The sequence below is a fragment of the Streptomyces sp. NPDC050085 genome (assembly GCF_044460595.1).
GTDB lineage: Bacteria > Actinomycetota > Actinomycetes > Streptomycetales > Streptomycetaceae > Streptomyces.
This window is the reverse complement of record NZ_JBITJZ010000007.1, coordinates 23,990-46,661: the sequence shown is the minus strand read 5'-3', so window position 1 is coordinate 46,661 and position 22,672 is coordinate 23,990. Positions and strand designations below refer to the sequence as shown.

Here is a 22,672-nt window from a genome sequence, read left to right as displayed (position 1 = left end):
CGGGTCGACCCGGTGGCACAGCGGGGTCACCTGCTGTCCGTGGTGTCCGTCGACGTGAGGGCCGCACGGCCGGCCTCGAGGCGGGCGGCCGGGATCCGCAGCGGCGAGCAGGACACGTAGTCGAGGCCCGCCCGGTGGAAGAAGTGGACGGACTGCGCATCTCCACCGTGCTCGCCGCACACGCCGGTCTCCAGCCGAGGCCGGGCACGGCGGCCCGCCGCGACGGCGAGTTCCACCAGCCTGCCGACGCCTTCCTGGTCGAGGGTCTCGAACGGTGAGGCCGGGAAGATCCCCTTGCTCAGGTAGAGGGGGAAGAACGAGGCCTCGGCGTCGTCGCGCGACATGCCCCAGGTGGTCTGGGTGAGGTCGTTGGTGCCGAAGGAGAAGAAGTCGGCGTGCCGCGCGATGCGGTCGGCGGTCAGGGCGGCCCTCGGCAGTTCGATCATGGTGCCGATGGGGCAGTCGATCCGCAGGCCGCTCTCGCGGGACACGTCCGCCAGAGCGGCCTCCACCTCGGTCCGCGCCAGGCGGAGTTCCTCGGCCGTGGCCACCAGCGGGATCATGACCTCGGCGCGTGGCTCGCCTCCGTCGCGCAGGCGCTGGACGACGGCCTCGGCGATGGCCCTGGCCTGCAGGGCCATGAGGCCGGGCACGGCAAGCCCGAGGCGTACCCCGCGCAGGCCCAGCATCGGGTTCTGTTCGTGCAACTTCCGTACGGCTGCCAGGAGTTGTCGGTCTCGCGGGTCCGGATGCTGCGCCGCGGCGATCCGCACGGAGAGGTCCGTCAGGTCGGGCAGGAACTCGTGCAGGGGCGGGTCGAGCAGGCGGATCGTCACCGGGAGACCGTCCATGGCCTGGAGGATGCCGGTGAAGTCGAGGCGTTGCAGGGGCAGCAGTGCGGCGAGCGCCGTGTCGCGGGCGGCCTCGTCGCTCGCGAGGATCATGTCCTCGACCAGCGCCCTGCGCTCCCCCAGGAACATGTGCTCGGTGCGGCACAGGCCGATGCCCCGAGCGCCGAGCCGACGGGCCCGCGCCGCGTCGGCGGGCGTGTCGGCGTTGGCTCGTACGTCCAGGCGGCGCACTCCGTCGGCGTACGTCAGGGCACGGTTCACCGTGTCGCTCAACGAGCCGCTGCGCACGCCGGATTCGAGGGCTGCGAGCACGTCGGACTCGGTCAGCGGCAGTGCGCCGAGGTACACGGTGCCGGCCGTCCCGTCGACGGAGACGGTGTCGCCCTCGTGGACCACCACGCCGGAGTCGGTGGTGAGGCTACGGGCCTCGGCGTCGACGGTGAGGGCGCCCGCACCGCACACGCAGACCTTGCCCATGCCGCGGGCGACCACGGCCGCGTGAGAGGTCTTGCCGCCGTGGCTGGTGAGCACGGCCTCGGCGGCGATCATCCCGGGCAGGTCGTCGGGTGTGGTCTCGCGGCGTACGAGGACGGTGCGCTGCCCGGCCTCGGCGCGGCGCACGGCGGCCGTCGAGTCGAAGACGACCATGCCGACGGCGGCCCCGGGCGAGGCGGGCACGCCGCGCGCCAGGGGCACGTCGGTCCGGCCGGTACGGAAGCGCGGGAACATCAGCCGGGTCAGGGCTTCCGCGTCGACCCGGGCCAGCGCCTCGTCCTCGCCGATGATCCGCTCGTCCACGAGGTCGTACGCGATCCGGAAGGCCGCCTCGGCGGTGCGTTTGCCGATGCGGGTCTGCAGGATCCACAGCCTGCCGCGTTCGACGGTGAACTCGACGTCGCACAGATCCCGGTAGTGCCGCTCCAACATCCGCAAGTGGCCCTCGAGTTCGCGGTGGATCCGCGGATGGATCGTCTTGAGCGCGTCCAGGGTGAGGGTGTCCCGCACTCCGGAGACGACGTCCTCGCCCTGGGCGTCGGGAAGGAAGTCGCCGTACAGCCCTCGTGCTCCGGTGGCCGGGTCGCGGGTGAAGGCGACTCCGGTGCCGGACTCGGCGCCCAGGTTGCCGAAGACCATGGCCTGGACGGTGACGGCGGTGCCGAGGTCGTCGGGGATGTGTTCGCGGGAGCGGTAGATGCGGGCGCGTTCGCTGTTCCAGGAGGAGAAGACGGAGCGGATGGCCAGCTGGAGCTGTTCCGCCGGGTCCTGCGGGAAGTCCTCGGCGCTCTCCTGGCGGATCAGGGATTTGAACTCCTGGACAAGACCACGGAGTTGATCCGTGTCGAGCTCGCCGTCCTCCTTGAGGCCGTGCTCCTTCTTCCGGGCGGCGATGGCCTGCTCGAACAGAGAGCTGTCGACGTCCATGACCGTGTGGCCGAACATCTGCAGGAGTCGGCGGTAGGAGTCCCAGGCGGACCGCTCCTGCCCGGTGGAGCGCGCCAGTCCGTCGATGGAGGCGTCACCCAGGCCGATGTCGAGGATCGTCTCCATCATGCCGGGCATGGAGTACCGGCCGCCGGAGCGGACCGAGACCAACAGCGGTTCGTGCTCCGCGCCGAGGGTTCGCCCCATCTCCCTTTCCAGTCGGGCGAGTTGGCGGGCCACCTCGAACCCGAGCTCCGGCGGTTCCTCGCCGGTTTCGAGGAACACCCGGCACGCCTCGGTGGTGACGGTGAAGCCGGGCGGCACCGGCAGCCCGAGGCGGGTCATCTCGGCCAGTCCCGCACCCTTGCCGCCGAGCAGGTCGGCCTGCTCCCGGCTGCCGTCGGCGAACGCGTACACATACTGCTTCGGCACACTCATCACGGGCCTTCTTCTGATCGTTTCGATCGCTCGGTCACGGTGGACGTCGGCATGGGGACGGGCGCTCAGGGGTGCGGCACGATCGCGACGGGGCATCGGGCGTGGTGGACGACGGCGTGGGTGACCGGTCCGTTGTGCTGCCCGGCACGTCCTTCATGGGTGCGCCGGCCCACCACGACGAGACAGGCCTGCTCCGTCGCGCTGAGGAGTGGTGTCGCCGCCCGCCCCGCGGTGAGCGTCCCCAGCACCGGGACGTCGGGGAACTTGCCGCGCCACGACTGCAGCACCGCTTCCTGGAAGCCGCGCCACTCCTCCTCGCGCTGCGGCCCCCGCGCCAGTGCGAGTTCGCCGGGGCCGGGCAGGTAGAAGGCAGGGTTTCGCCAGGCCGACACGACATGCAGGCGCGCACCCCTCAACTCGGCGGCGGTGAAGGCGAATTCGATGACCTCGTCACACGGATCGGCCAGATCGAGCCCCAGGACGACGTCGGCAATCGGGGCGTCCTTGGGCTCCTCGCCGTCCCGGTCGAGGCCCGAACCCGGGCCGGCCTCACCGGCATGCGCACGGACGAGCACGACGGGCACGGGCGCCGCAGCCGCCACCGTCTGCGCCACCGACCCCACGACGACTCCACTGACCGCACCGAGGCCTCGCGAACCGAGCACCAGCAGCTCGCCCTGGCCGCCGACCCGGAGCAGCGCGACCGACGCCGGCCCCTCCAACAGGTCGGCCGACGCGCGGATCGCAGGCCGGTCGGTATCGACCCGCGCCATCGCCACGTCCAGGACCGTGCGCGCGCGGGCGGCCTGGGCGGCGCCCGCGGCGGTGACTCCGGTGGGCACGTCGGAGGGCGGATGCGGGCTCCAGTTGCAGGCGTGCACGAGCCTCAACGGCCGATCGCGGCGCAGCGCCTCTGTTGCAGCCCACTCGACCGCGGCCAGGCTCTCAGGGGATGCGTCGACTCCGACGACAACCGGTCGCAGCATGATGGGGCACCGTCCCTCGCTTCGGTCGTACTCCTGTGTCCGTGTCCTGTGCCCGTCGGGCGACTTCATCGTGTCGCGGGCGCGTGGCGGCCAGGAGGGGACGGCAGGGCCGCTTCGGGGTCCGTACGGCCCCTGCTCCGCGCGACGCCCGTCACCGACCCTGGAGGCACCTCAGGACGGACTCCGCAGGAGGCGAACTTCCATGGCTCGTACGGTGGTTGTCGGCGTCGACGGCTCGGTGCGCAGCCAGGTCGCGCTGGACTGGGCGGTGCAGGAGGCTCGACTGCGCGACGTGCCGTTGTACGTCGTCCATGTCGCGCCGCACTGCGATCAGCCGCTGTCGGCCCGCCTCGACGCCCAGCTCACCGCACCGGATCCGGCGGCCCACGCGAAGAGCGCCCTGCTCGTCGGGGCGGCGCTGCCCGTGCTGCTCGCGCTCGGCAGGTCCGCGGAGATGCTCGTGCTCGGCGTGCGCGGGGCGGGCGGCCACGCAGGACTCGCCGTGGGCTCGGTGGCCCACGGCGTCGCGTCGGCCTCCGTCTGCCCGGTCGCGCTGGTGCCCGCCGCGCGGTTCGGCTGTGTCCCTGAGCGCCGCCCCGACCGGGTCACGCTGGGGATCGACGCCCGCGACCCGGCCGACCGCGCGATCGACTTCGCCCTTGCCGAAACCCGCCTGCGCGGTGCCCGGTTGCACGCCCTGCACGCCTGGAGCTACCCGGCCACAGCCACCGCCTCTCCGCTGCCGATCCCTGTGTCGGAGCACGAGCGCGCGACGTGGGAGGACCAGGAAGTACAGCTCCTGTCCGACGCGTTGCGGCCGTGGCGGGAGAAGTACGCACAGGTGCACGTGCTCGAGGACGTCGTACGGCACAGCCCCGCCGACGCATTGCTGCGCGCTTCGGCACGTGCCGAACTGCTGGCCGTGGGGCGGCGACGGGACGACGGGCTGGGACCCGCGGTGGACCGCCTCGTGCAGCACGGCCAGTGCCCTGTGGTCGTGGTTCCCTCCTGAGCGGTCGGGAAGTCCTTCGAGGAGGCACGGGTTAGGCCCCGGCCCCACTGAACCTGTCAGGGGCGCCCCCCTCTCGACACCTTCCTCGACTACGGTGTGCCCGGTTCGAGGACCGGCACGAAAGGGAGCCATCGATGAACGCGGGGAGGGCCCTGCCGGGTGCGGGTGAGATGAAGCGTCGTCTAGGGGTGTCCGATGCGGTGGTCATCGGTCTGGGGTCGATGCTCGGGGCGGGGATCTTCGCGGCGTTGGGCCCGGCGGCGGGTGCCGCCGGTTCCGGGCTGCTGCTCGCGCTGGTGCTTGCCGCGGTCGTGGCGTACTGCAACGCGACGTCCTCGGCCCGGCTGGCCGCCCTGTACCCGCGATCCGGCGGCACCTACATCTACGGCCGTGAACGCCTGGGGGAATTCTGGGGCCACCTGGCGGGCTGGGCGTTCGTGGTCGGCAAGACCGCTTCCTGCGCGGCCATGGCCCTCACCGTCGGCTCCTACGTCTGGCCAGGCCAGGCCCACGCAGTGGCCGTGGCCTGCGTGGTGGCACTGACAGCGGTCAACTACGCCGGGGTACAGAAGTCCGCACTCCTCACCCGGGTCATCGTCGCTCTTGTCCTGGCCGTGCTCGCCGTCGTGGTCGTCACCGCCCTCGGCGCCCCCGGCGCGGACACCGGCCGTCTGAACATCGGGGCGGACGCCACGGTCGGCGGGGTGCTCCAGGCGGCCGGCCTGCTGTTCTTCGCGTTCGCCGGGTACGCCCGCATCGCCACCCTCGGCGAGGAGGTCCGCGATCCCGAGCGCACCATCCCGCGTGCCATTCCAACAGCACTCGGCATCACTCTGTTCGTCTACGCCCTCGTCTCCGTCGCCGTCCTGATGACGCTGGGTCCGGGCGCCCTGGCGGACGCCGCCTCCCCGCTGGCGGACTCCGTACGTGCCGCGGGCGCAGACCGGCTGGTGCCGGTCGTCCGCGCGGGCGGTGCCGTGGCCGCGCTCGGCTCGCTGCTCGCCCTGATCCTCGGGGTCTCGCGCACCACGCTGGCGATGGCCCGAGACCGCCACCTACCGCGGGCCCTGGCCGCCGTCCACCCCCGCTTCGGTGTCCCGCACCGCGCTGAACTGGCAGTCGGCGCCGTGGTCACGGTGCTCGCCGCGACCACCGACGTACGCGGCGCGATCGGCTTCTCCTCCTTCGGCGTCCTGGCCTACTACGCCATCGCCAACGCCTCCGCCTGGACGCTCACCCCCCAAGAGGGCCGGCCCCACCGCCTCGTCCCCGCCGCCGGCCTGACCGGCTGCGCGGCCCTCGCCTTCGCCCTGCCCCTGAGCACCGTCGTCTCCGGCGGCGCGGTCCTCCTCATCGGAGCCATCGTGTACGGGCTCCGGAGGGCCTGGACCAGCAGCTCCCGCCCGTGACGAACCACCGCGCAGTCAGGCCGGAGAGTCCGGCTCCCGCAAGAGGCTGCGGGTCTTGAGCTGCATGTGGCCGTCCGGACTGCGGTGGAACTGCAGGCTCTCCTCGCCCGCCCTGTCGGCCCTGCCGGAACCGGTTCCGTTGCGGTGGGGCACCGCCTGCCAGGCCGGCTCAGCGCCGAGGACCGGTGGCACATAGTCGGTGACAGCGATCGTGACGCCGTCCTCGTCCGTGCTCAGCACCAGCTGGTAGGCAGGCGCCGCGCTGTGGTTCACCAGGTACTGGGCGGCGACACGAGTGGTCTCGGCGAGGTCGTGCGACATGGCGACCGGGGCTCCGATCGCGGCGAGGACCGCACGGGCCACCTGCCCCATCGCCATGTTGCTGTCCGTGACGCGGGGCAGTTCCAGACGGAGGGAAATGCGCACCCCGTCGGTCCTCGCGCCCGAGGAAGGGTCCCTGTCCCGCTGCTGGATGCGATGCGGTTCTGTCAGACGGAAGGTACGTCCCATCGAAAGTTCCCTGCGTTCGTCGGGTCGAACGAACTGGCCGTGGCCGGGCGAGGAGTTGTGTCCTGCGGCCTTGACCGTGAGCGACTGGCCGGGGGCTGGGACCTGCCAGTGACCCTACGCCGCACATACCGGAATGGGTATGCCGACTACGGGTCAGGGACGCCGTCGGTACCAGCGGCGTGCTTCGTCGGCTCCCCAGACGATGACGGGGAACGGTGCGATGAGGGCCCACTGTCCCGGGGTGAGGGCTTCCGTTCCCAGCACCGTGTGCGCGGCGGGGAGGTACACGGCGGCCACCGCGAAGGCCAGGGCGATACCGAGGGCGGCGAGCAAGGGCCTGTTGGTGAACAGTCCGACGGTGCGCAGGGAGGCGTGCTCGGTGCGTACGGCGACGGCGGTGCCGAGCTGACAGGCGACGATCCCGGCCCAGGTGACGGTGGTTGCCTGCCGATACGTGTGGTGCAGGGGGCTGCCGGTACCGACGGGGTCACCGGGGCGCCAGCCGGCCCGCAGCAGGACGGTGGCGAAGGCCGTCATGACCAGGAATGCGGAGATGAGGCCGAGGAAGGCCCAGGCGCGCAGGAGCATGGCTCGGTCGATGACGTTCTGTGTGCGGGGGCGCGGCGGGCGTTGCATGGCGCCGGGTTCGGCGGGTTCTCGGCTCAGGGCAAGTGCGGGCAGGGTGTCGGTGCCCAGGTCGATGGCGAGGATCTGCAGGACGGTCAGCGGGAGCGGGACTGCTCCGCCGGAGAGCGCGAAGGCCAGGAAGGGAACGATCTCGGGGACGGCGTGGGCGAAGATGTACAGGATGAATTTGCGGACGTTGTCATAGATGCGACGGCCGGCCTGGATGGCAGTGACGATGGTGGTGAAGTCGTCATCGGTGAGGACCATGGTGGAGGCCTCGCGGGCGACGTCCGTGCCGGAGCGGCCCATGGCGATGCCGATGTCGGCCCGGCGCAGCGCGGGGGCGTCGTTGACGCCGTCCCCGGTCATGGCGACGACCTGGCCCTCGGCACGCAGCGCGTCGGCGATGCGGAGTTTGGCCTCGGGTGTGCTGCGGGCGAAGACCACTTCGCCGCCGGTGGCCAGGAGTTGGTCCAGTTCCGGTTCGGAGAGCTGGTCCAGTTCGCTGCCGGTGACGATGCGCGGGTGATCACCGCCGATGCCGACGCGGCGGGCGATGGCCGCCGCGGTGACGCCGTAGTCGCCGGTGACGACGTGGACACGGATGCCGGCCTGGTGGGCGAGGTCGATCGCGGCGGCCACCTGGGGCCGGGGCGGGTCGTTCATGGCGACCAGACCGAGCAGGCACAGGTCCCGTTCGACCTCTCGGCGGTCGGCAGGGGCGGGCGTTCCAGCGAGCAGCGTGCGGTCGGCGACGGCCAGGACGCGCAGCCCGGCCGCGGCGTAGTCGTCCATGGCCGCCGTCACAGCGGCACGCTCGCCCTCGGTCAACGGGACGGGCCCGTCGGGGTGTTGGAGGTGTGTGCACCGAGGGAGTACTTCCTCGGGAGCGCCCTTGGTGTGTGCCGTGAGGGCAGTGGTGCTGCCGTTCCACTCGTCCAGGGTGGTCATGAGCTTGAGCCGGGAGTCGAAGGGGAACAGGTGCCGACGGCGCGCCGCTCGCTGGGCCGGGGTGGTGGCGAGGCCGCGGGCGGAGGCCAGTTCCAGCAGGGCGACCTCGGTGGGGTCGCCCTTCGCCTCGTCAGCGGTGCCCTCACCCGACTCGGCGTTGGTGCAGGCCGCGGCGGCCACCACCACGAGATCGGTCCGCGGGGTCATTGCCTGCGGGGTCGTGGGCCCGTCGGAGGTCCACAGGGAAGTGACGCGCATGTGGTTCTCGGTGAGCGTTCCGGTCTTGTCGGTGCAGATCACCGTGGTCGAGCCGAGAGTCTCGACGGCGCTGAGCCGTTTCACGACGGCGCCTCGTCGGGCCAGGTCCCGCACGCCGACGGCCAGGGCCAGGGTGATGGTGGGCAGCAGGCCCTCGGGCACGTTGGCCACCAGCAGGCCGATCGCGAAGCTGATCGCGGCGCTCCAGCCGAGGCCTGCCAGCAACCCCAGCGGCAGGAAGCCGATCCCCACCCCCACGGCCACCGCGGCGATCAGCCACGCCACCCGCTTGACCTGGTGCTCCAGAGGGCTGTCCTCCCGCACCACGCGCGCGGTGAGTGCAGCGATGCGGCCCAGCTCGGTGTGCATGCCGGTCGCGGTGACCACGGCCTGGGCCTGACCGCCGGTGCACACGGTCCCGCTGAAGACGACGTCCCGTGCGTGCAGGAGCGGAACCCCCGTGTCCACGCTGTCGGCGGAGCGGGCGACGGGTTCGGACTCGCCGGTGAGGGTGGAGATGTCGACCTGGATCTCACCTTCGAGCAGCCGCGCGTCGGCGCAGATGCTGTCGCCCTCCTCCACGAGCAGCACGTCCCCGGGGACCAGTTGGACGGCTTCCACTTGCTGTGGGCGGCCGTCACGCAGGACTCGGGCGTGGGAGGGCAGGAACGCCTCGAGCGCCTCCACGGCCCGCTCCGCCTGGACTTCCTGGAAGAACGCGAAGGCCGCGTTCAGCACGATCACCGCCGTGATCGCCATCCCGAGCGCAGGGCTCCCACTGAACCATGCCAGCACCGCGGCCACCGCCAGGACCAGCGCCAGCGGATGCGTGAACTGGCGTCCCAGTTCGCCGGGCCACCGTGTCCCCCCGCGGCGGACCAGCGCGTTCGGCCCGTGGACAAGCAGCCTGCGCGCCGATTCCCGTTCCGACAGCCCCTCCGGAGAACTACGCAGATGCTGCAGCAGGAGGGTCAGCGGTTCGAGCGGGTCCGCAAGTCGCGCCGCGCCCCCCTCATGTGCCGTCCGGCCGCGCACTTCACGGTCCTGGGCCACTGCATCTACCGCCTCGGGCTACGTCACAGCAAGAAGGACTACGGCCATCGACGCCCGGTCGGTGCCCGACCGAGAAGTCGCGCTGCCCGCGACGGATCTGCCGCGGCGGCCGCCGCGCGATCTCCGGACATACGTCCCCGATCACGCGGCGGATCTCGCCTGACCTGCAAGCGAGCCGGGGCGCTCACGCCGCGTCGGGCACGACCGCCACCGGACACTGCGCCTGGTGGAGCAGGGCGTGACTGACCCGGCTGAGTTGCAGCCCGAAGTGGCCGTGCCGGCGCCGGGCTCCGACGACCAGCAGGTCGGCGGCGGCCGAGCGGTGCACGAGCACCTTGTGGGCCGGCCCCTCCACGGTGACCGGGTTGACCCGCACGTCCGGGTGGTGCACGACGGACTCCTCCAGGATCGAGGCCAGGAACTGCTCCGCCTGCTCCTCGTGCTCGCGCTCGGGCTCCTGCGCACCCGGGCTCTCGTGCGTGGGGCAGCGCCAGGCGCGTACGACGTCGAGGGTGCACCGGCGCGCCTCGGCCTCGCGGAACGCGAAGCGCAGCGCAGCGGAGTCGGCCGCCGCGTCCCCTGCCGCGAGCAGGATCCGCTCGTGACTCCCGGCGAGGCCTGCCTTGTCGCCGCGCACCACGATGACGGGACCGTGGGAATGCGCGGCCACCGACAGTCCGACCGAGCCGAGCAGGGCCCCCTTCAGTTCGCCGCGACCTCGCGATCCGGTCACCACGCCCCATGCGTGGCGCGACTCGTCGAGGAGCGCGTACGACGCCTCCTGCGGTACGAGCGAGGTGGTGAGCTTGACCTCCGGGTTGCGCCGCTGGGCGCGTTCGGCCGCAGCACCCACGATGTTCTCGGCGAGAGCCTGGTCGGCCGGTCGGCCGAGATCGCCCCCGAGCGCCATGGCTTCGTAGCGCGACCACAAGAACGCGTACACGATCCGCAGTTCGAGTCCGTGGCGCGCGGCCTCGTCCACGGACCAGTCGACCGCGTCCATACTCGGACCGGATCCGTCCACACCCACGACCAGGGGCAGCTCCACCGTCCCCACCGCCTTTCCTCACGTCGAAGTTCAGTTCCTTGCAGCGTCAGTGCTTGGCGAACAACCACTCGGCGTACGGCGCGCTCCGGTCGTCGACGGGTCCTTCGGTCCTTCCTCTCCTTCTCTTCCTTCTCTCACGGGCCGGACGACGTCCGCGAGTGCCCTTCAGTCCCCGTCCGGGGACGTTCGGCCCCCTGTCGTGCCGCGCCGCGCGCCACAGGATGGGCACCCGCCGTGGACGGAGGGAGCGGATGATGACCGGCTCGGTACGCATCGCGGTCATCGGGGTCGGCAACGAGTTCCGGCACGACGACGGGGTGGGCTGGGCGGTGGTGGACCGGCTCAGGGTGCGGGCCCAGGAGCGGCCGTTGCCACCCGGCACCCAGCTGGACACCTGCGACGGCGATCCGGGGCGCCTGCTCGGCCTGTGGGAGAACGCGGGCCTCGCCGTCGTCGTGGACGCCGCGCACGCGGACCCGCCGCACCCGGGACGCGTGCACCGACTGGAGCTGGACAGTGACCGGTTGGGGTACGCGGGCGCGACGAGCTCGCACGGTCTGGGGCTCGGTGAGGCCATCGAGCTGTCCCGCGTGCTCGGGCGGCTGCCCGGCCGTCTGGTGGTGTACGCCGTCGAGGGCGCCGACAGGAGCGTGGGGCTCGGCCTGTCGCACGCGGTGGCGGAGCAGGTGATCCCGCTGGCGGACCGCGTGGGCGAGGAGATCGTCCGCGGTCGCGGCGAGTGCGCCGCCGCACCGATCGGCCAGGACGAATCATGAGCGCGCACGAGACCCGGCACATCGAGGTCTTCGGCCGGGTTCAGGGCGTCGGTTTCCGACCGTTCCTGCACAGGACCGCCCACGCGCTCGGCCTGAGCGGTTGGGTGCGCAACGTCAACGGCCATGTGGAGATGAGCGTTTCGGGCCGGCCCGCCGCCCTGCGTGAACTGCTCGCACACCTTCGCGAGCAGGCTCCGCCACTGTCCGACGTGCGCCGGGTGCGGGTCACGACCACCTCCGACGGCGATCAGGAGACCGGTCAGGGCTTCACGGTGCGCGCCAGCCGTTCCGGCCCACGGGCGTCGGGCGCACCCCGCGAGATCCCTCCGGACGCGGCACTCTGCGAGGCGTGCCTCGCCGAGCTGTTCGACCCCGGCGATCGGCGCCACCGCTATCCGTTCATCAACTGCACGGACTGCGGCCCCCGCGCCACCGTCATCGAGGACCTGCCGTACGACCGCACACGCACCACCATGCGGAACTTCCCGCTCTGCGACCGCTGCACCACGGAATACGAAGATCCCGCCGACCGGCGCTTCCACGCCGAGCCCCTCGCCTGTCCGGCCTGTGGACCGGCATTGGCCTGGGGAGCGGTCCGGGGCGAGGGCGCCCTGCAGTGCGCCGTGAAGGCCGTCGCGGACGGTGGAATCGTCGCCGTGAAGGGACTGGGCGGCTACCAACTCATCTGTGACGCAACGGACTTGAACGCGGTGGCCGAGCTGCGGCGGCGCAAGCGGCGGCCCGCGAAACCGTTCGCCGTGATGGTGCCCGATCTCACGACAGCGCGGCGTCTGGCCACGGTCGGCGCGACACAGCAGTCGTTGCTCACCTCGCCCGGCGCCCCCATCGTGCTGCTCGACACCACCAGCGCACAGACCGCGTCCCTGGCCCCCGCGGTTCACCCCGGCACCCGTCGGCTCGGGCTCTTCCTGCCCACCACCGGCCTGCACCACCTCCTGCTGGCCGCCCTGGACCGGCCGCTCGTCGTCACCAGCGGAAACCTCAGCGACGAGCCCCTCGTCATCGACGACGCCGAGGCCCACCGCACGCTCCCGTCGGTCGCCGACGGATTCCTGACCCACAACCGGCCGATCCGTGCCCGGTACGACGACTCCGTCGTCCAGACCGAGCGGCGCAGTGTGCACGTACTGCGGCGCGCACGCGGCTACGCGCCCGCTCCCCTGCGCCTGCCCGCCTCGTCCCCACTGCCCCTGGTGGCCGCCGGGGCCCAGCTCAAGCACACGGTCACGCTGGCCCTGCACCGGCGCGCCCATCTCGGGCCGCACACAGGCGACTTGGCGGACCAGGCCACGTACGACGCCTTCCTTCGTACGTACGCGGACCTGTCCCGCCTGACGGGCATCTCCCCGCGCGCGGTCGCCCACGACCTGCACCCCGGTTACCGCTCCACCCAGTGGGCCCGCTCCCTGCCGGTGGAACATCGCATCCCCGTGCAGCACCATCACGCGCACGTCGCCGCGGTGGCGGCCGAGCACCGGCTGCGCTCCCCGTTCATCGGCATCGCCTACGACGGGCTCGGTCTCGGCGACGACGGCACCCTGTGGGGCGGCGAGGTCCTCGTCGCCGACCTGAGCGGTTACCGCAGGGTGGGCCGCTTCGCCCGCGCGCCGCTGCCCGGCGGGGAGGCCGCGGTGCGCAACCCGGCCCGGATGGCGCTGAGTTACCTGTACGCCGCCGAACCCCTGGGCACGCCCCGGCCCTCCCCCCGGCTCGTCAGGGCCTTCGCCGCGCGCCTCGATGCGCGCGCGGTGGACACGGTGCGCACCTTGGCCGAGCGCGGCCTCGGCAGCCCGCCCGCCTCGAGCTGCGGCCGTCTCTTCGACGCCGCGGCCGCCCTGCTCGGCCTCGGTGACGTGGTGTCGTACGAGGGACAGGCCGCCGTCGCTCTCGAAAGCGCGGCCGCGACCGTACGTGCCCCCGCCCTGCCCTGGCAGCTGGCGCGCGCGGACGGGCTGTGGGTGTACGACCCGACACCGACCCTGACCGCATTGCTCGAACAGTACGTCGCGGGCGCTCATGTCCCTTACCTGGCCGCCGCGTTCCACACCAGCGTCGCCGAGGCCACCTCCGCGCTCGTCGAGCACGCGGTCGCCGAGGGCGCGCCGCGCACCGTGTGCCTGGGCGGTGGCTGTTTCCAGAACCGTCGGCTGCTGACCGAGGTGCGGCGGCGGCTGCGTGCCCAAGGGTTGCGCGTGCTGACCGGCCACGAGGTCCCGGTGGGCGACGGCGGAATCAGTTTCGGGCAGGCCGCCGTGGCGGCGGCCCGCCTCCACGACGAAGGGTGAGCGCGATGTGCCTGGGCATTCCCGGCCGGATCCTCGACATCCGCGACAGCGACGGCATGCGCATGGGCGACGTCGACTTCGGCGGCGTACGCCGTGAGGTCTGCCTCGCCTACACCCCGCAGGCCGAGCCGGGTTCGTACGTCATCGTGCACGTCGGCTTCGCCATCAGCCAGGTCGACGAGGCGGAGGCCGCGCGCACCCTGGACGTCCTGCGGGCGATGGCCGACCAGGTGGCGGGCGAGCTGGGCGAGCCGCTGCCCGGCCCGACAGGCGGTGCTTGAGGGCCGGTTGGCCCTCACTCACTGCCCGGGCAGCTCCTGGGGACGCGGGCGCCGCCGCCGGAGGCTGGAGGCGACCCCCGACGGAAGGACCGTGATCGCGTGATGGCCAGGATCCACGAAGCACCGGTGCACGCGCTCCTCGCGGACGGCACCACCGTTCGCATACGCACCGCGGGACCGGACGACCGCGATGCAGTGCGGCACTTCTACGAAGACATGTCGGCACAGAACCTGCGGTTGCGGTTCTTCTCGGCCGGCCGCGTCAGCGCACGGCAGGCCGGCGACCGCGTGGCCCGTCCGCCCCGCCCCGAGTACCAGGCACTGGCCGCCGAGCACGACGGCGCACTGATCGGCCTGGCCGAGTACGAGGCGGACCCCGGTTCCACCACGGCGGAGATCTCCCTGGCCGTCGACGACGACTGGCACCACCGCGGCATCGGCACACTGCTCCTGGAACACCTGGCGGACGCCGCACGCGGCGCGGGGTTCACCGCGTTCCGTGCGGACGCGCTCGCCGAGAACCACGAGGTCCTCAAGGTCTTCGCCGACCTCGGGCTGCACCTCTCCCGCCACTTCGACGGGCCCGAGGTCCACTGCACCGTGGAACTCACCGAGAACGAGGGCTATTTGAGTGCGGTCGACAGGCGCGCGAGCGCCGCGGACGCGGCCAGCCTGCGACCGCTGCTGCAGCCCCGGTCGGTCGTGGTGATCGGCGCGGGCCGCAAACCCGGATCGGTCGGACGCGCCGTCCTGCGCAATCTGCGCACCGGGTCCTTCACCGGGCGGCTGTTCGCCGTGCACCCCGAGGCGGCCAACATCCTCGGCATCCACACCTGCGCCGCCGTCGCGTCCCTGCCCCTCGTCCCCGACCTCGCGGTCATCGCCGTACCCGCGGCATCCGTTCCTCAAGTCGCCGAGGAATGCGGCTCGTTCGGTGTGCGGGCGCTGTGCGTCGTCTCGGCCGGGCTGAGCACCTCGGAGGGGGCCGCGGTCCTCGCCGCCTGCCGACGGCACGGCATGCGACTGACCGGGCCCAACTGCCTGGGCCTGGCCAACACGGAGCCCGACATCCGTCTCGACGCCACGTTCGCCGCCCACCACCCGGGCCCCGGGACCGCCGGGGTCGCCGTGCAGTCCGGGGGCGTCGGCATCGCCCTGCTCGACGGCCTGCGCCGGCTCGGCATCGGCGTCTCCAGCTTCGTATCCCTGGGCGACAAGTACGACGTCAGCGGCAACGACCTGCTGCACTGGTGGGAGAGCGACGGCCGCACGGACCTGGCGCTGCTGCACCTGGAGTCGTTCGGCAACCCCCGCGCCTTCTCCCGCACCGCCCGCCGCGTGGCCCGCACCATGCCGGTGCTGACCGTGGACGCCGGGCGGTCCGCCGCCGGACAGCGCGCCGCCGCCTCGCACACCGCGGCCGCCGCCACCCGCACGATGACCCGCCAGGCCCTGTTCCACCAGGCAGGGGTCACCGCCACCCGCACCATCGGCGAACTCCTCGACACCGCGGCCCTGTTGCACTCCCAGCCGCTGCCCACCGGCACCCGGGTCGCCATCGTGAGCAACGCGGGCGGCGCCGCCGTACTGGCCGCCGACGCCTGCGCAGAGGCAGGACTCAGCCTGCCGGCCCTCGGCGCCGACCTCGTCGACACGCTGCTCACCGAACTGCCCGCGGGAGCGAGCGCCACCAACCCGGTGGACACCACTCCCATGGTCGACGAGGCCCAACTCCGGGGATGCGTCGAGCAGTTGGCGCGGCACGGGGCGGTCGACGCCGTCCTGGTCCTCCTGGTCCCCACCGCGGTCGCGACGGCGACGGGCGACGACCTGACTGCCGCTCTCGGTCGACTCGCCACCCCGCTCCCCCGGCCGGTGGTCGCGGTACTCCCCGCACAGGCGCCCCGCATCGAGCTGCTGCACGGCACCATCCCCGCATACGGCGAAGCACAGGACGCCGCCCGGGCCCTGGCCCACGCCACCACCCGGGCCCAGTGGCTCGCCCGACAGCCGGACACCTACCCGGAGTTGACCGGCATCGACGCCGATGCCGCGCAGGCCCTCGTCGCCGGCTTCCTCGCCGAGCAGCCGGACGGCGGCTGGCTCGACCCGCGCACCACTGCCGCTCTGCTCGCCTGCTACGGCATCCCGCAGATCCCGTGGGCCTGGGCCCGCGACGAGGACGAGGCCGTCAGCGCCGCCGAACGCCTCGCCGGAGCCGACGGACTCGTCGTCATGAAGGCCTACTGGCCCGGTCTGCTGCACAAGAGCGAGCAGCACGCACTCCACCTGGACCTGCGCGGGGCGTCCCAAGTACGGGCCGCACACCGGGACTTGACCACCCGCTTCGGCGACCACATGACCGGAGTGCTGATCCAGCCGCTCGCCGACCGCGGCACCGAGCTGTTCGCCGGGCTCGTCCAGGACGACGTGTTCGGCCCGCTCGTCGTCTTCGGTCACGGCGGCACGGCGACCGAGCTCCTGGCCGACCACGCCGCACGTCTGGCCCCGTTGAGCGACCGCGACGTACACGATCTGATCACGTCTCCGCGCTGCGCACCCCTGCTCTTCGGCTACGCGGGCACGCCCGCGGCCGACCTCGACGGCCTGGAGCAACTCCTGCACCGGCTCTCCCGGCTGGCGGGCGATGTGCCCCAGCTGGCGGAGGCCGACCTGAACCCCGTCCTGGCGGGGCCGCACGGCATCGCCGCGCTCGACGTCCGCGTGCGCCTCGTGCCCCGGCAGGCCCACGACCCGTATCTGCGCCGACTGCGCTGACCGCACCGGCGAGAAGGAAGGAACGGTTCCCATGAAGCACACGAAGACCGGCGACGTGATGGTCGGTGACGTCGTCACCGCCCGCTATGCCACTCCGTTCAAGGAAGTGGCCCGGCTCCTTGCCGAGCACCGCATCAGCGGCCTCCCGGTCATCGACGAGGACGACAAGGTGATCGGCGTCATTTCGGAGACCGACCTGATGCTCCACCAGTCCGAACAGCCAGAACCCGGCGCCCGCCCGTCCCGCTGGAGCCGCCTGAGCCGGGCCCGCCGCACGATCGCGGCCAAGGCGGACGCCCGCACCGCGGGGTCACTGATGACCACGCCCGCCCTCACGGTGACCGCCGATTCGACGGTGCCCGAGGCCGCACGGACCATGGCCCAACACGGCGTGGAGCGGCTTCCCGTGGTCGACGAGGAGGACCGTCTGGTCGGGATCGTCACCCGCCGCGACATCCTCCAGGTCTTCCTGCGTCCCGACGCCGAGATCCGCCGCGCCGTCATCGAGGACGTACTGGTGCGCACGCTGTGGCTGGGGCCCCGGCTCGTCACGGTCGACGTGCACGAGGGCGTGGTCACGCTCAAAGGACAGCTGGAGCGGCAGAGCGAGATCGCGATCGCCACCGGGATGATCGCGCGCATGGACGGTGTCGTCGGCGTGGTCGACCACCTGACCTACCGCCTCGACGACTCCCATCTGCGACCGAGCGAACAGGCCTTGCACGGCATCCAGGAGGACTGGCTGCACAAGCTCTGAGAGGCCGTGCCGACCGACCACAGTCCGAAGGGAGAACCCGCGCCATGTCGGTACTGATCGGCTGCGCCGGCGAACACGGCTCCACCGTGGAGGTCGCGGAACGCATCTGCGCCCGCATCGCCGCCAGGGGCCACCCCGTGGACATCCAGCGTTTCGACAAGGCACCCGCCCTCGACGGCCGCACCGCGGTCGTCCTGGGCAGTGCCGTGCACGACGGCGCCTGGCTGCCCGTCGCGGCCGGCTTCGTACGCGATCACCGCGCCGAGCTGGCCGGCATGCCCGTGTGGATGTTCAGCGTCGGAATGACCGGAGCGTTGCGCGGACCCGCGCGACGCCTCGCCGAACGCGGCGAACAGCAACCCGTTGCCGAGCTCGTCGAGTTGATCGCGCCCCGCGGATACCGGCGCTTCTCCGGAGTCGTCCGACCCGACCACTTCGGCCGGGGCGGACGCCTCATGTTCACGCTCGGCGGTGGCCGGTACGGAGACTTCCGGGACTGGCCGGCCATCGACAGCTGGGCCGACACGATCGCGGACGCGCTCTCCGACTGAGCCGAACGACCCTAGTTGTGGACCGGGCAGCCCGTAGCGCCACCCGCCCCACAGCCGGACGCTGGAGTGAACGAGCAGACGGACCCACCACAGCGAAGCACCGGAGGGAAGATGGACCGCGCCCTGGGCACCGCCGTCCTGGACCGGGGCGGACTCGACTGCCTGATCAAGACCCTGGCCGCGCACGGCCGTACCGTGATCGGCCCGACCGCACGCGACGGGGCCGTCGTCCTGTCCCAGGTCTCCTCGGCCGACGATCTGCCGTTCGGCTGGGGCAGCGAGGTCGAAGCCGGCCGCTACCGGCTCGTGCCGCGTGCCGACGGCGCCGCGTTCGCCCACACCTCGGGCCCGCAGTCCTGGAAGAACTTCCTGCACCCGCAGCGCGAGAAGCTGTGGAGCACGGACCGCGCGGCCGACGGGTCCCTGACCGTCAGCGAGGACCGGCCCCCGCGCCCGTCCTACGCGTTCCTCGGCGTCCGCCCCTGCGACCTGCGGGCCATCGCCATCCAGGACCGGGTCCTGGCCGCAGGCCGCTACGAGGACAACGGCTACCGGCAGCGTCGCAACGGCGCGTTCCTGATCGCCGCCGAATGCACCGTGCCCGGGTCCACCTGCTTCTGCGTCTCCATGGGCAGCGGCCCGGCAGCCGATCAGGACGCCGGCTACGACCTCGCGCTCACCGAAGTCATCGACCCGGCCGGCCACCGCTTCTTCGTGCGCGCGGGCACCGAGGAAGGCTCGAAGATCCTGGCCCAACTTCCTTGCAGGGACGCCGACTCGGTCACGGAGGCGACCGCCGGGACCCTGGTCGACCAGGCCCGCGACCACATGGGCCGGGCCATGCCCGCGGTGAACCTCCAGACCCTGATGGGCGAGAGCCTGGACGCCGCACGCTGGGACGACGTCGCCGACCGCTGTCTCACCTGTGGCAACTGCACGATGGTGTGCCCCACCTGCTTCTGCACGACCACGGAGGAGGTCACCGACCTCACCGGCGACCACGCCGAGCGGTGGCAACGCTGGGACTCCTGCTTCGACCTGGACTTCTCCCACGTGCACGGCGGCCCCGTGCGCTCCTCGCCGCGCAGCCGCTACCGCCAGTGGCTCACCCACAAACTCGGCACCTGGCACGAGCAGTTCGAATCCACCGGATGTGTGGGCTGCGGCCGCTGCGTGACGTGGTGCCCCGTCGGCATCGACATCACCGAAGAAGCCACCGCGCTGCACGACGAGCTCGCCGCCCGCCTGAGCCGGGAGCACAAGCACGAGGGGACGCAGCCATGACCTCCACCACCACCCTGCGCACGGCCCTGCCCGTCACACACCGGGACCGGCTGATGCGCATCGCCCGCCCGGTCAACTTCGACATCGGCACCCGCCTGTTCGAGGAAGGTGGGCACGCCGACCGGTTCTGGATCGTGCGCACCGGCACCGTCGCCCTCGACATGCACGTCCCGGGCCGCCGTGCCGCGGTCATCGAAACCCTCGGACACGGCGAACTCATCGGCTGGTCCTGGCTGTTCGCGCCACACCAGTGGCAGCTGGGCGCGGAGACGACGAGCCCGGTACGGGCCTGGGAGTTCGACGCCACCGCCGTAAGGTCCATGTGCGCGGCCGATCCCGCGTTCGGCAACTCCGTCGCCGCCTGGGTCGGACGCGTGCTCGCCCACCGGCTGCAGTCGGCCCGGACCCGGCTCCTCGACCTCTATGCCCCCTATGGCAGCGGCAGCCCTCGATGACCCCGCCCCCACTGCCGTACCGCGTCACCGAGGTGCGGCCGGAGACCGCCGACACCGTCTCCCTCACCATCGAGCCCGTCGGCCCGCACGCGCTCTCCCCGTTCGGGGCCGGGCAGTTCGCGATGGTGTACGCGTTCGGGGTCGGCGAGATCCCCGTGTCCGTCTCCCGCGTCGAGGGGCGCGAGCTGGTGCACACCGTCCGCGCGGTGGGTGCCGTGTCGGGCGCGCTGTGCGGGCTGCGGCCCGGCGCACAGATCGGGCTGCGCGGGCCGTTCGGTGCCGGGTGGGAGGTGGAGCGCGCCGTGGGGCGGGACGTGCTGGTGGTGGCGGGAGGCATCGGCCTGGCCCCGCTGCGCCCCCTGGTCCTGGCCGTGCTGGCCGAGCCGTCCCGGTTCGGCCGGCTCAGCCTGCTGGTCGGCGCTCGCACGCCGGACGACCTCCTCTACGCCGATCAGGTGGGCGCCTGGACGTCCGACGACGCGGCGCTGCACTGCGTGGCGACCGTCGACCGGCCCGCCCCGTCCTGGTCCGGGCACGTCGGGATCGTCACCACGCTGTTGAGCGGCGCCGAGTTCCGGCCGGAGCACACCACCGCTTTCCTCTGCGGCCCCGAGGTCATGATCCGCGCCACCGGCCGCGACCTGCTGCACCGCGGCATCCCGGCCGAGCACATCCGGGTCTCCCTGGAGCGCAACATGCGCTGCGCCACCGGGACGTGCGGCCACTGCCAGCTCGGCGGCGTCCTGCTGTGCCGGGACGGCCCGGTGATCGACTGGGGCCGCGCCGAACCACTCCTCCACGTAAGGGAGTTGTGACATGAGCGCCGCCCCCATGAACGCCGCCCCCACCCTGGCCGTGTTCAAACTCGCCTCCTGCGACGGCTGTCAGCTCACCCTCCTCGACTGCGAGGACGAGATCCTCGCGCTCAGCGAGAAGGTCCGCATCGCGCACTTCCTCGAGGCGACCAGGGCCGTCGAGCCCGGCCCGTACGACCTGACCCTCGTCGAGGGCTCGATCACGACGGCGGCCGACGCGGAGCGCATCCGGCACATCCGAGCGCAGTCCCGGTTCCTCGTGACGATCGGGGCGTGCGCGACGGCCGGCGGCATCCAGGCGCTGCGCAACTTCGCCGACGTGGACGAGTTCCGGCGCACCGTGTACGCCCGCCCCGACTACATCGACACCCTCGCCACCTCGACCCCCGTCTCGGCGCACGTCGACGTCGACTTCGAACTGCGCGGCTGCCCCATCGACCGCCGCCAGCTCCTCGAAGTCATCACCGCCTACCTTGCCGGGCGGCGGCCCGACATCCCCAGCCACAGCGTGTGCTTCGAGTGCAAGCGGCGCGGCACGGTCTGCGTCACCGTCGCCCACGGCACCCCCTGCCTGGGGCCGGTCACCCACGCGGGCTGCGGCGCGCTGTGCCCCGCGTACGGGCGCGGCTGCTACGGCTGCTTCGGACCGTCCGGCTCGGTGAACCTGCCCGCGCAGATCCCGCTGCTGCGCCGCGACGGCATGAGCGACGCGGACGTCGAGCGCGTCCTGCACACCTTCAACACCACTGCCTTCGAGGAGGAGTTGAGGCCGTCATGAGCCATCAGGGCACGCGCGTCCTGCGTGTCGACTCGCTCGCCCGGGTGGAGGGCGAGGGCGCCCTGCACCTCACCGTCCGGGGCGGCGAGGTGAGCGAGGCACGCCTCCAGATCTACGAACCGCCCCGCTTCTTCGAGGCGTTCCTGCGCGGCCGCGCCCACACCGAGCCGCCCGACATCACCGCGCGGGTGTGCGGGATCTGTCCCGTGGCGTATCAGATGAGTGCCTGCGCGGCGATCGAGGACGCGTGCGGCGTCACCGTGGATCCGGCGATCGCCGCACTGCGCCGCCTCCTGTACTGCGGCGAGTGGATCGAGAGCCAGACCCTGCACATCTACCTGCTGCACGCCCCCGACTTCCTGGGCTGCGACGGCGCGATCGACCTGGCGCGCACCGACCGGGGCTCGGTGGAGCGCGGGTTGCGACTGAAGCAGGCGGGCAATGCGATCCTGGAGTTGCTCGGCGGGCGCGCCATCCACCCGGTCAACGTGCGCGTCGGAGGCTTCCACCGCACCCCCGCCCGAGCCGAACTCGCTTCCTTGACCGAGCAGTTGAGGCGGGCGGCGGACGACGCGTGGGAGACGGTGCGCTGGGTCCGCGGCTTCGAGTTCCCGGACGCCTGCGTCGACGCGGACTTCTTCGCGCTGGCCGCCCCGGACACGTACGCCATCGAGACCGGCACGCCGACGGTGCTGCGCACGGACGGCGAACCGCACTCCTTCCCCCTGCCCGCCTTCCTCGACCACGTGCGGGAATCACAGGTGCCGCACTCCACCGCTCTGCACGCACGGCTCGACGGACGGCGCCATCTCACCGGATCGCTGGCCCGGTTCGCGATCAACGGCCACCTCCTGTCCCGTACCGGACAGGAAGCGGTGAGCGAGGCCGGGCTCGGCGAGGGCGTGTGCCGCAACCCGTTCCGCTCGATCCTGGTCCGGGCCGTCGAGGTCGTGTACGCCGTCGACGAGGCGCTGCGCATCATCGACTCCTACGAGCCCCCGCCCCGCCCCTGCGCGGAGGTCCCGCCGCGCGCCGCGACCGGTCACGGCGCCACCGAGGCGCCCCGCGGACTCCTCTACCACCGCTACGTCCTGGACGCCGACGGCACCGTCACCGACGCCCGCCTGGTGCCTCCCACGTCGCAGAACCAGGGCGCCATCGAGGAGGACCTGCGGCGCATCGCGCACACCGGCATCACCGAACTCGGTCTCGACGACCACGAGTTGACCCATCTGTGCGAGCGGGCCATCCGCAACCACGATCCGTGCATCTCGTGCTCCACCCACTTCCTCGACCTGACCGTCGACCGTACCTAGACCAGCCACT

General features: G+C 72.3%; 18 protein-coding genes and 1 pseudogene. 14 read left to right on the top strand and 5 right to left on the bottom strand.

The genetic code is table 11. From position 1 onward, the window contains the following. Window positions 1-26: 26 nt before the first annotated feature. Together ppdK and ACIBUY_RS25515 are read right to left on the bottom strand one after the other, a co-directional pair. Window positions 27-2,711: a pyruvate, phosphate dikinase gene (ppdK, locus tag ACIBUY_RS25520; RefSeq protein WP_365578525.1), complete on the bottom strand. Its 2,685-nt coding sequence runs from the start codon at window positions 2,709-2,711 to the stop codon at window positions 27-29. 65 nt (window positions 2,712-2,776) lie between these two features. Next, complete coding sequence (locus ACIBUY_RS25515) at window positions 2,777-3,697, bottom strand: universal stress protein (protein ID WP_399153819.1); 921 nt, start codon at window positions 3,695-3,697, stop codon at window positions 2,777-2,779. Between the two features lie 202 nt (window positions 3,698-3,899). Here ACIBUY_RS25515 and ACIBUY_RS25510 point away from each other — a divergent pair, with 202 nt between their 5' ends. Then, on the top strand, window positions 3,900-4,709 hold the full coding sequence (locus ACIBUY_RS25510) for a universal stress protein (protein WP_365578529.1): 810 nt from the start codon (window positions 3,900-3,902) through the stop codon (window positions 4,707-4,709). A gap of 134 nt (window positions 4,710-4,843) precedes the next feature. Beyond that, complete coding sequence (locus ACIBUY_RS25505; protein ID WP_399153818.1) at window positions 4,844-6,118, top strand: APC family permease; 1,275 nt, start codon at window positions 4,844-4,846, stop codon at window positions 6,116-6,118. Between the two features lie 15 nt (window positions 6,119-6,133). Here the strand turns inward: ACIBUY_RS25505 and ACIBUY_RS25500 are convergent, their stop codons facing one another. Together ACIBUY_RS25500 and ACIBUY_RS25495 are read right to left on the bottom strand one after the other, a co-directional pair. Further along, window positions 6,134-6,544: a hypothetical protein gene (locus ACIBUY_RS25500; protein WP_399153817.1), complete on the bottom strand. Its 411-nt coding sequence runs from the start codon at window positions 6,542-6,544 to the stop codon at window positions 6,134-6,136. 237 nt (window positions 6,545-6,781) lie between these two features. Further along, entirely contained in the window at window positions 6,782-9,499 is a 2,718-nt protein-coding gene (locus ACIBUY_RS25495; RefSeq protein WP_399153816.1) for a cation-translocating P-type ATPase, read from the bottom strand. 76 nt (window positions 9,500-9,575) lie between these two features. On the opposite strand from ACIBUY_RS25495, the pseudogene ACIBUY_RS25490 reads away from it, so the two are divergent. Continuing rightward, window positions 9,576-9,680, top strand: a pseudogene (locus ACIBUY_RS25490) (polyphosphate kinase 2); the annotation flags it as partial. Window positions 9,681-9,701: 21 nt separating this feature from the next. Here ACIBUY_RS25490 and ACIBUY_RS25485 read toward each other — a convergent pair. Then, entirely contained in the window at window positions 9,702-10,565 is an 864-nt protein-coding gene (locus tag ACIBUY_RS25485) for a universal stress protein (RefSeq protein ID WP_399154037.1), read from the bottom strand. Window positions 10,566-10,819: 254 nt separating this feature from the next. On the opposite strand from ACIBUY_RS25485, the gene ACIBUY_RS25480 reads away from it, so the two are divergent. The 11 genes from ACIBUY_RS25480 to ACIBUY_RS25430 all read left to right on the top strand — a co-directional run bounded on the left by ACIBUY_RS25480 (window position 10,820) and on the right by ACIBUY_RS25430 (window position 22,662). Then, window positions 10,820-11,341, top strand: a complete 522-nt coding sequence (locus ACIBUY_RS25480) for a hydrogenase maturation protease (RefSeq protein ID WP_399154036.1) — start codon at window positions 10,820-10,822, stop codon at window positions 11,339-11,341. Next, window positions 11,338-13,647 carry a carbamoyltransferase HypF gene (hypF, locus tag ACIBUY_RS25475; protein WP_399153815.1) on the top strand — a complete coding sequence of 770 codons (2,310 nt, stop codon included), beginning with the start codon at window positions 11,338-11,340 and terminating at the stop codon, window positions 13,645-13,647. The genes ACIBUY_RS25480 and hypF overlap by 4 nt, the downstream gene beginning before the upstream one ends. Before the next feature lie 5 nt (window positions 13,648-13,652). Further along, window positions 13,653-13,928, top strand: a complete 276-nt coding sequence (locus ACIBUY_RS25470; RefSeq protein WP_365578539.1) for a HypC/HybG/HupF family hydrogenase formation chaperone — start codon at window positions 13,653-13,655, stop codon at window positions 13,926-13,928. A 102-nt stretch (window positions 13,929-14,030) separates the two neighbouring features. Next, window positions 14,031-16,706, top strand: coding sequence for a GNAT family N-acetyltransferase (locus ACIBUY_RS25465; RefSeq protein WP_399154035.1), 2,676 nt, complete (start codon window positions 14,031-14,033; stop codon window positions 16,704-16,706). Between the two features lie 31 nt (window positions 16,707-16,737). Continuing rightward, window positions 16,738-17,463, top strand: a complete 726-nt coding sequence (locus tag ACIBUY_RS25460) for a CBS domain-containing protein (protein ID WP_365578541.1) — start codon at window positions 16,738-16,740, stop codon at window positions 17,461-17,463. Window positions 17,464-17,507: 44 nt separating this feature from the next. Continuing rightward, window positions 17,508-18,014, top strand: a complete 507-nt coding sequence (locus tag ACIBUY_RS25455) for a flavodoxin domain-containing protein (protein WP_399153814.1) — start codon at window positions 17,508-17,510, stop codon at window positions 18,012-18,014. Between the two features lie 111 nt (window positions 18,015-18,125). Beyond that, the gene (locus ACIBUY_RS25450) at window positions 18,126-19,298 is read left to right on the top strand and encodes a 4Fe-4S dicluster domain-containing protein (RefSeq protein WP_399153813.1); all 1,173 of its coding nucleotides are present in this window, start codon (window positions 18,126-18,128) and stop codon (window positions 19,296-19,298) included. Continuing rightward, complete coding sequence (locus tag ACIBUY_RS25445; RefSeq protein ID WP_365578547.1) at window positions 19,295-19,753, top strand: cyclic nucleotide-binding domain-containing protein; 459 nt, start codon at window positions 19,295-19,297, stop codon at window positions 19,751-19,753. Before ACIBUY_RS25450 ends, ACIBUY_RS25445 begins: the two co-directional genes overlap by 4 nt. Next, on the top strand, window positions 19,750-20,568 hold the full coding sequence (locus ACIBUY_RS25440) for an FAD/NAD(P)-binding protein (protein WP_365578549.1): 819 nt from the start codon (window positions 19,750-19,752) through the stop codon (window positions 20,566-20,568). Before ACIBUY_RS25445 ends, ACIBUY_RS25440 begins: the two co-directional genes overlap by 4 nt. Before the next feature lies 1 nt (window position 20,569). Then, window positions 20,570-21,346, top strand: coding sequence for an oxidoreductase (locus tag ACIBUY_RS25435; RefSeq protein WP_365578551.1), 777 nt, complete (start codon window positions 20,570-20,572; stop codon window positions 21,344-21,346). Further along, window positions 21,343-22,662 (top strand): Ni/Fe hydrogenase subunit alpha, encoded by a 1,320-nt coding sequence (locus ACIBUY_RS25430; RefSeq protein ID WP_399153812.1) that lies wholly within the window; start codon window positions 21,343-21,345, stop codon window positions 22,660-22,662. Before ACIBUY_RS25435 ends, ACIBUY_RS25430 begins: the two co-directional genes overlap by 4 nt. Window positions 22,663-22,672 lie beyond the last annotated feature (10 nt).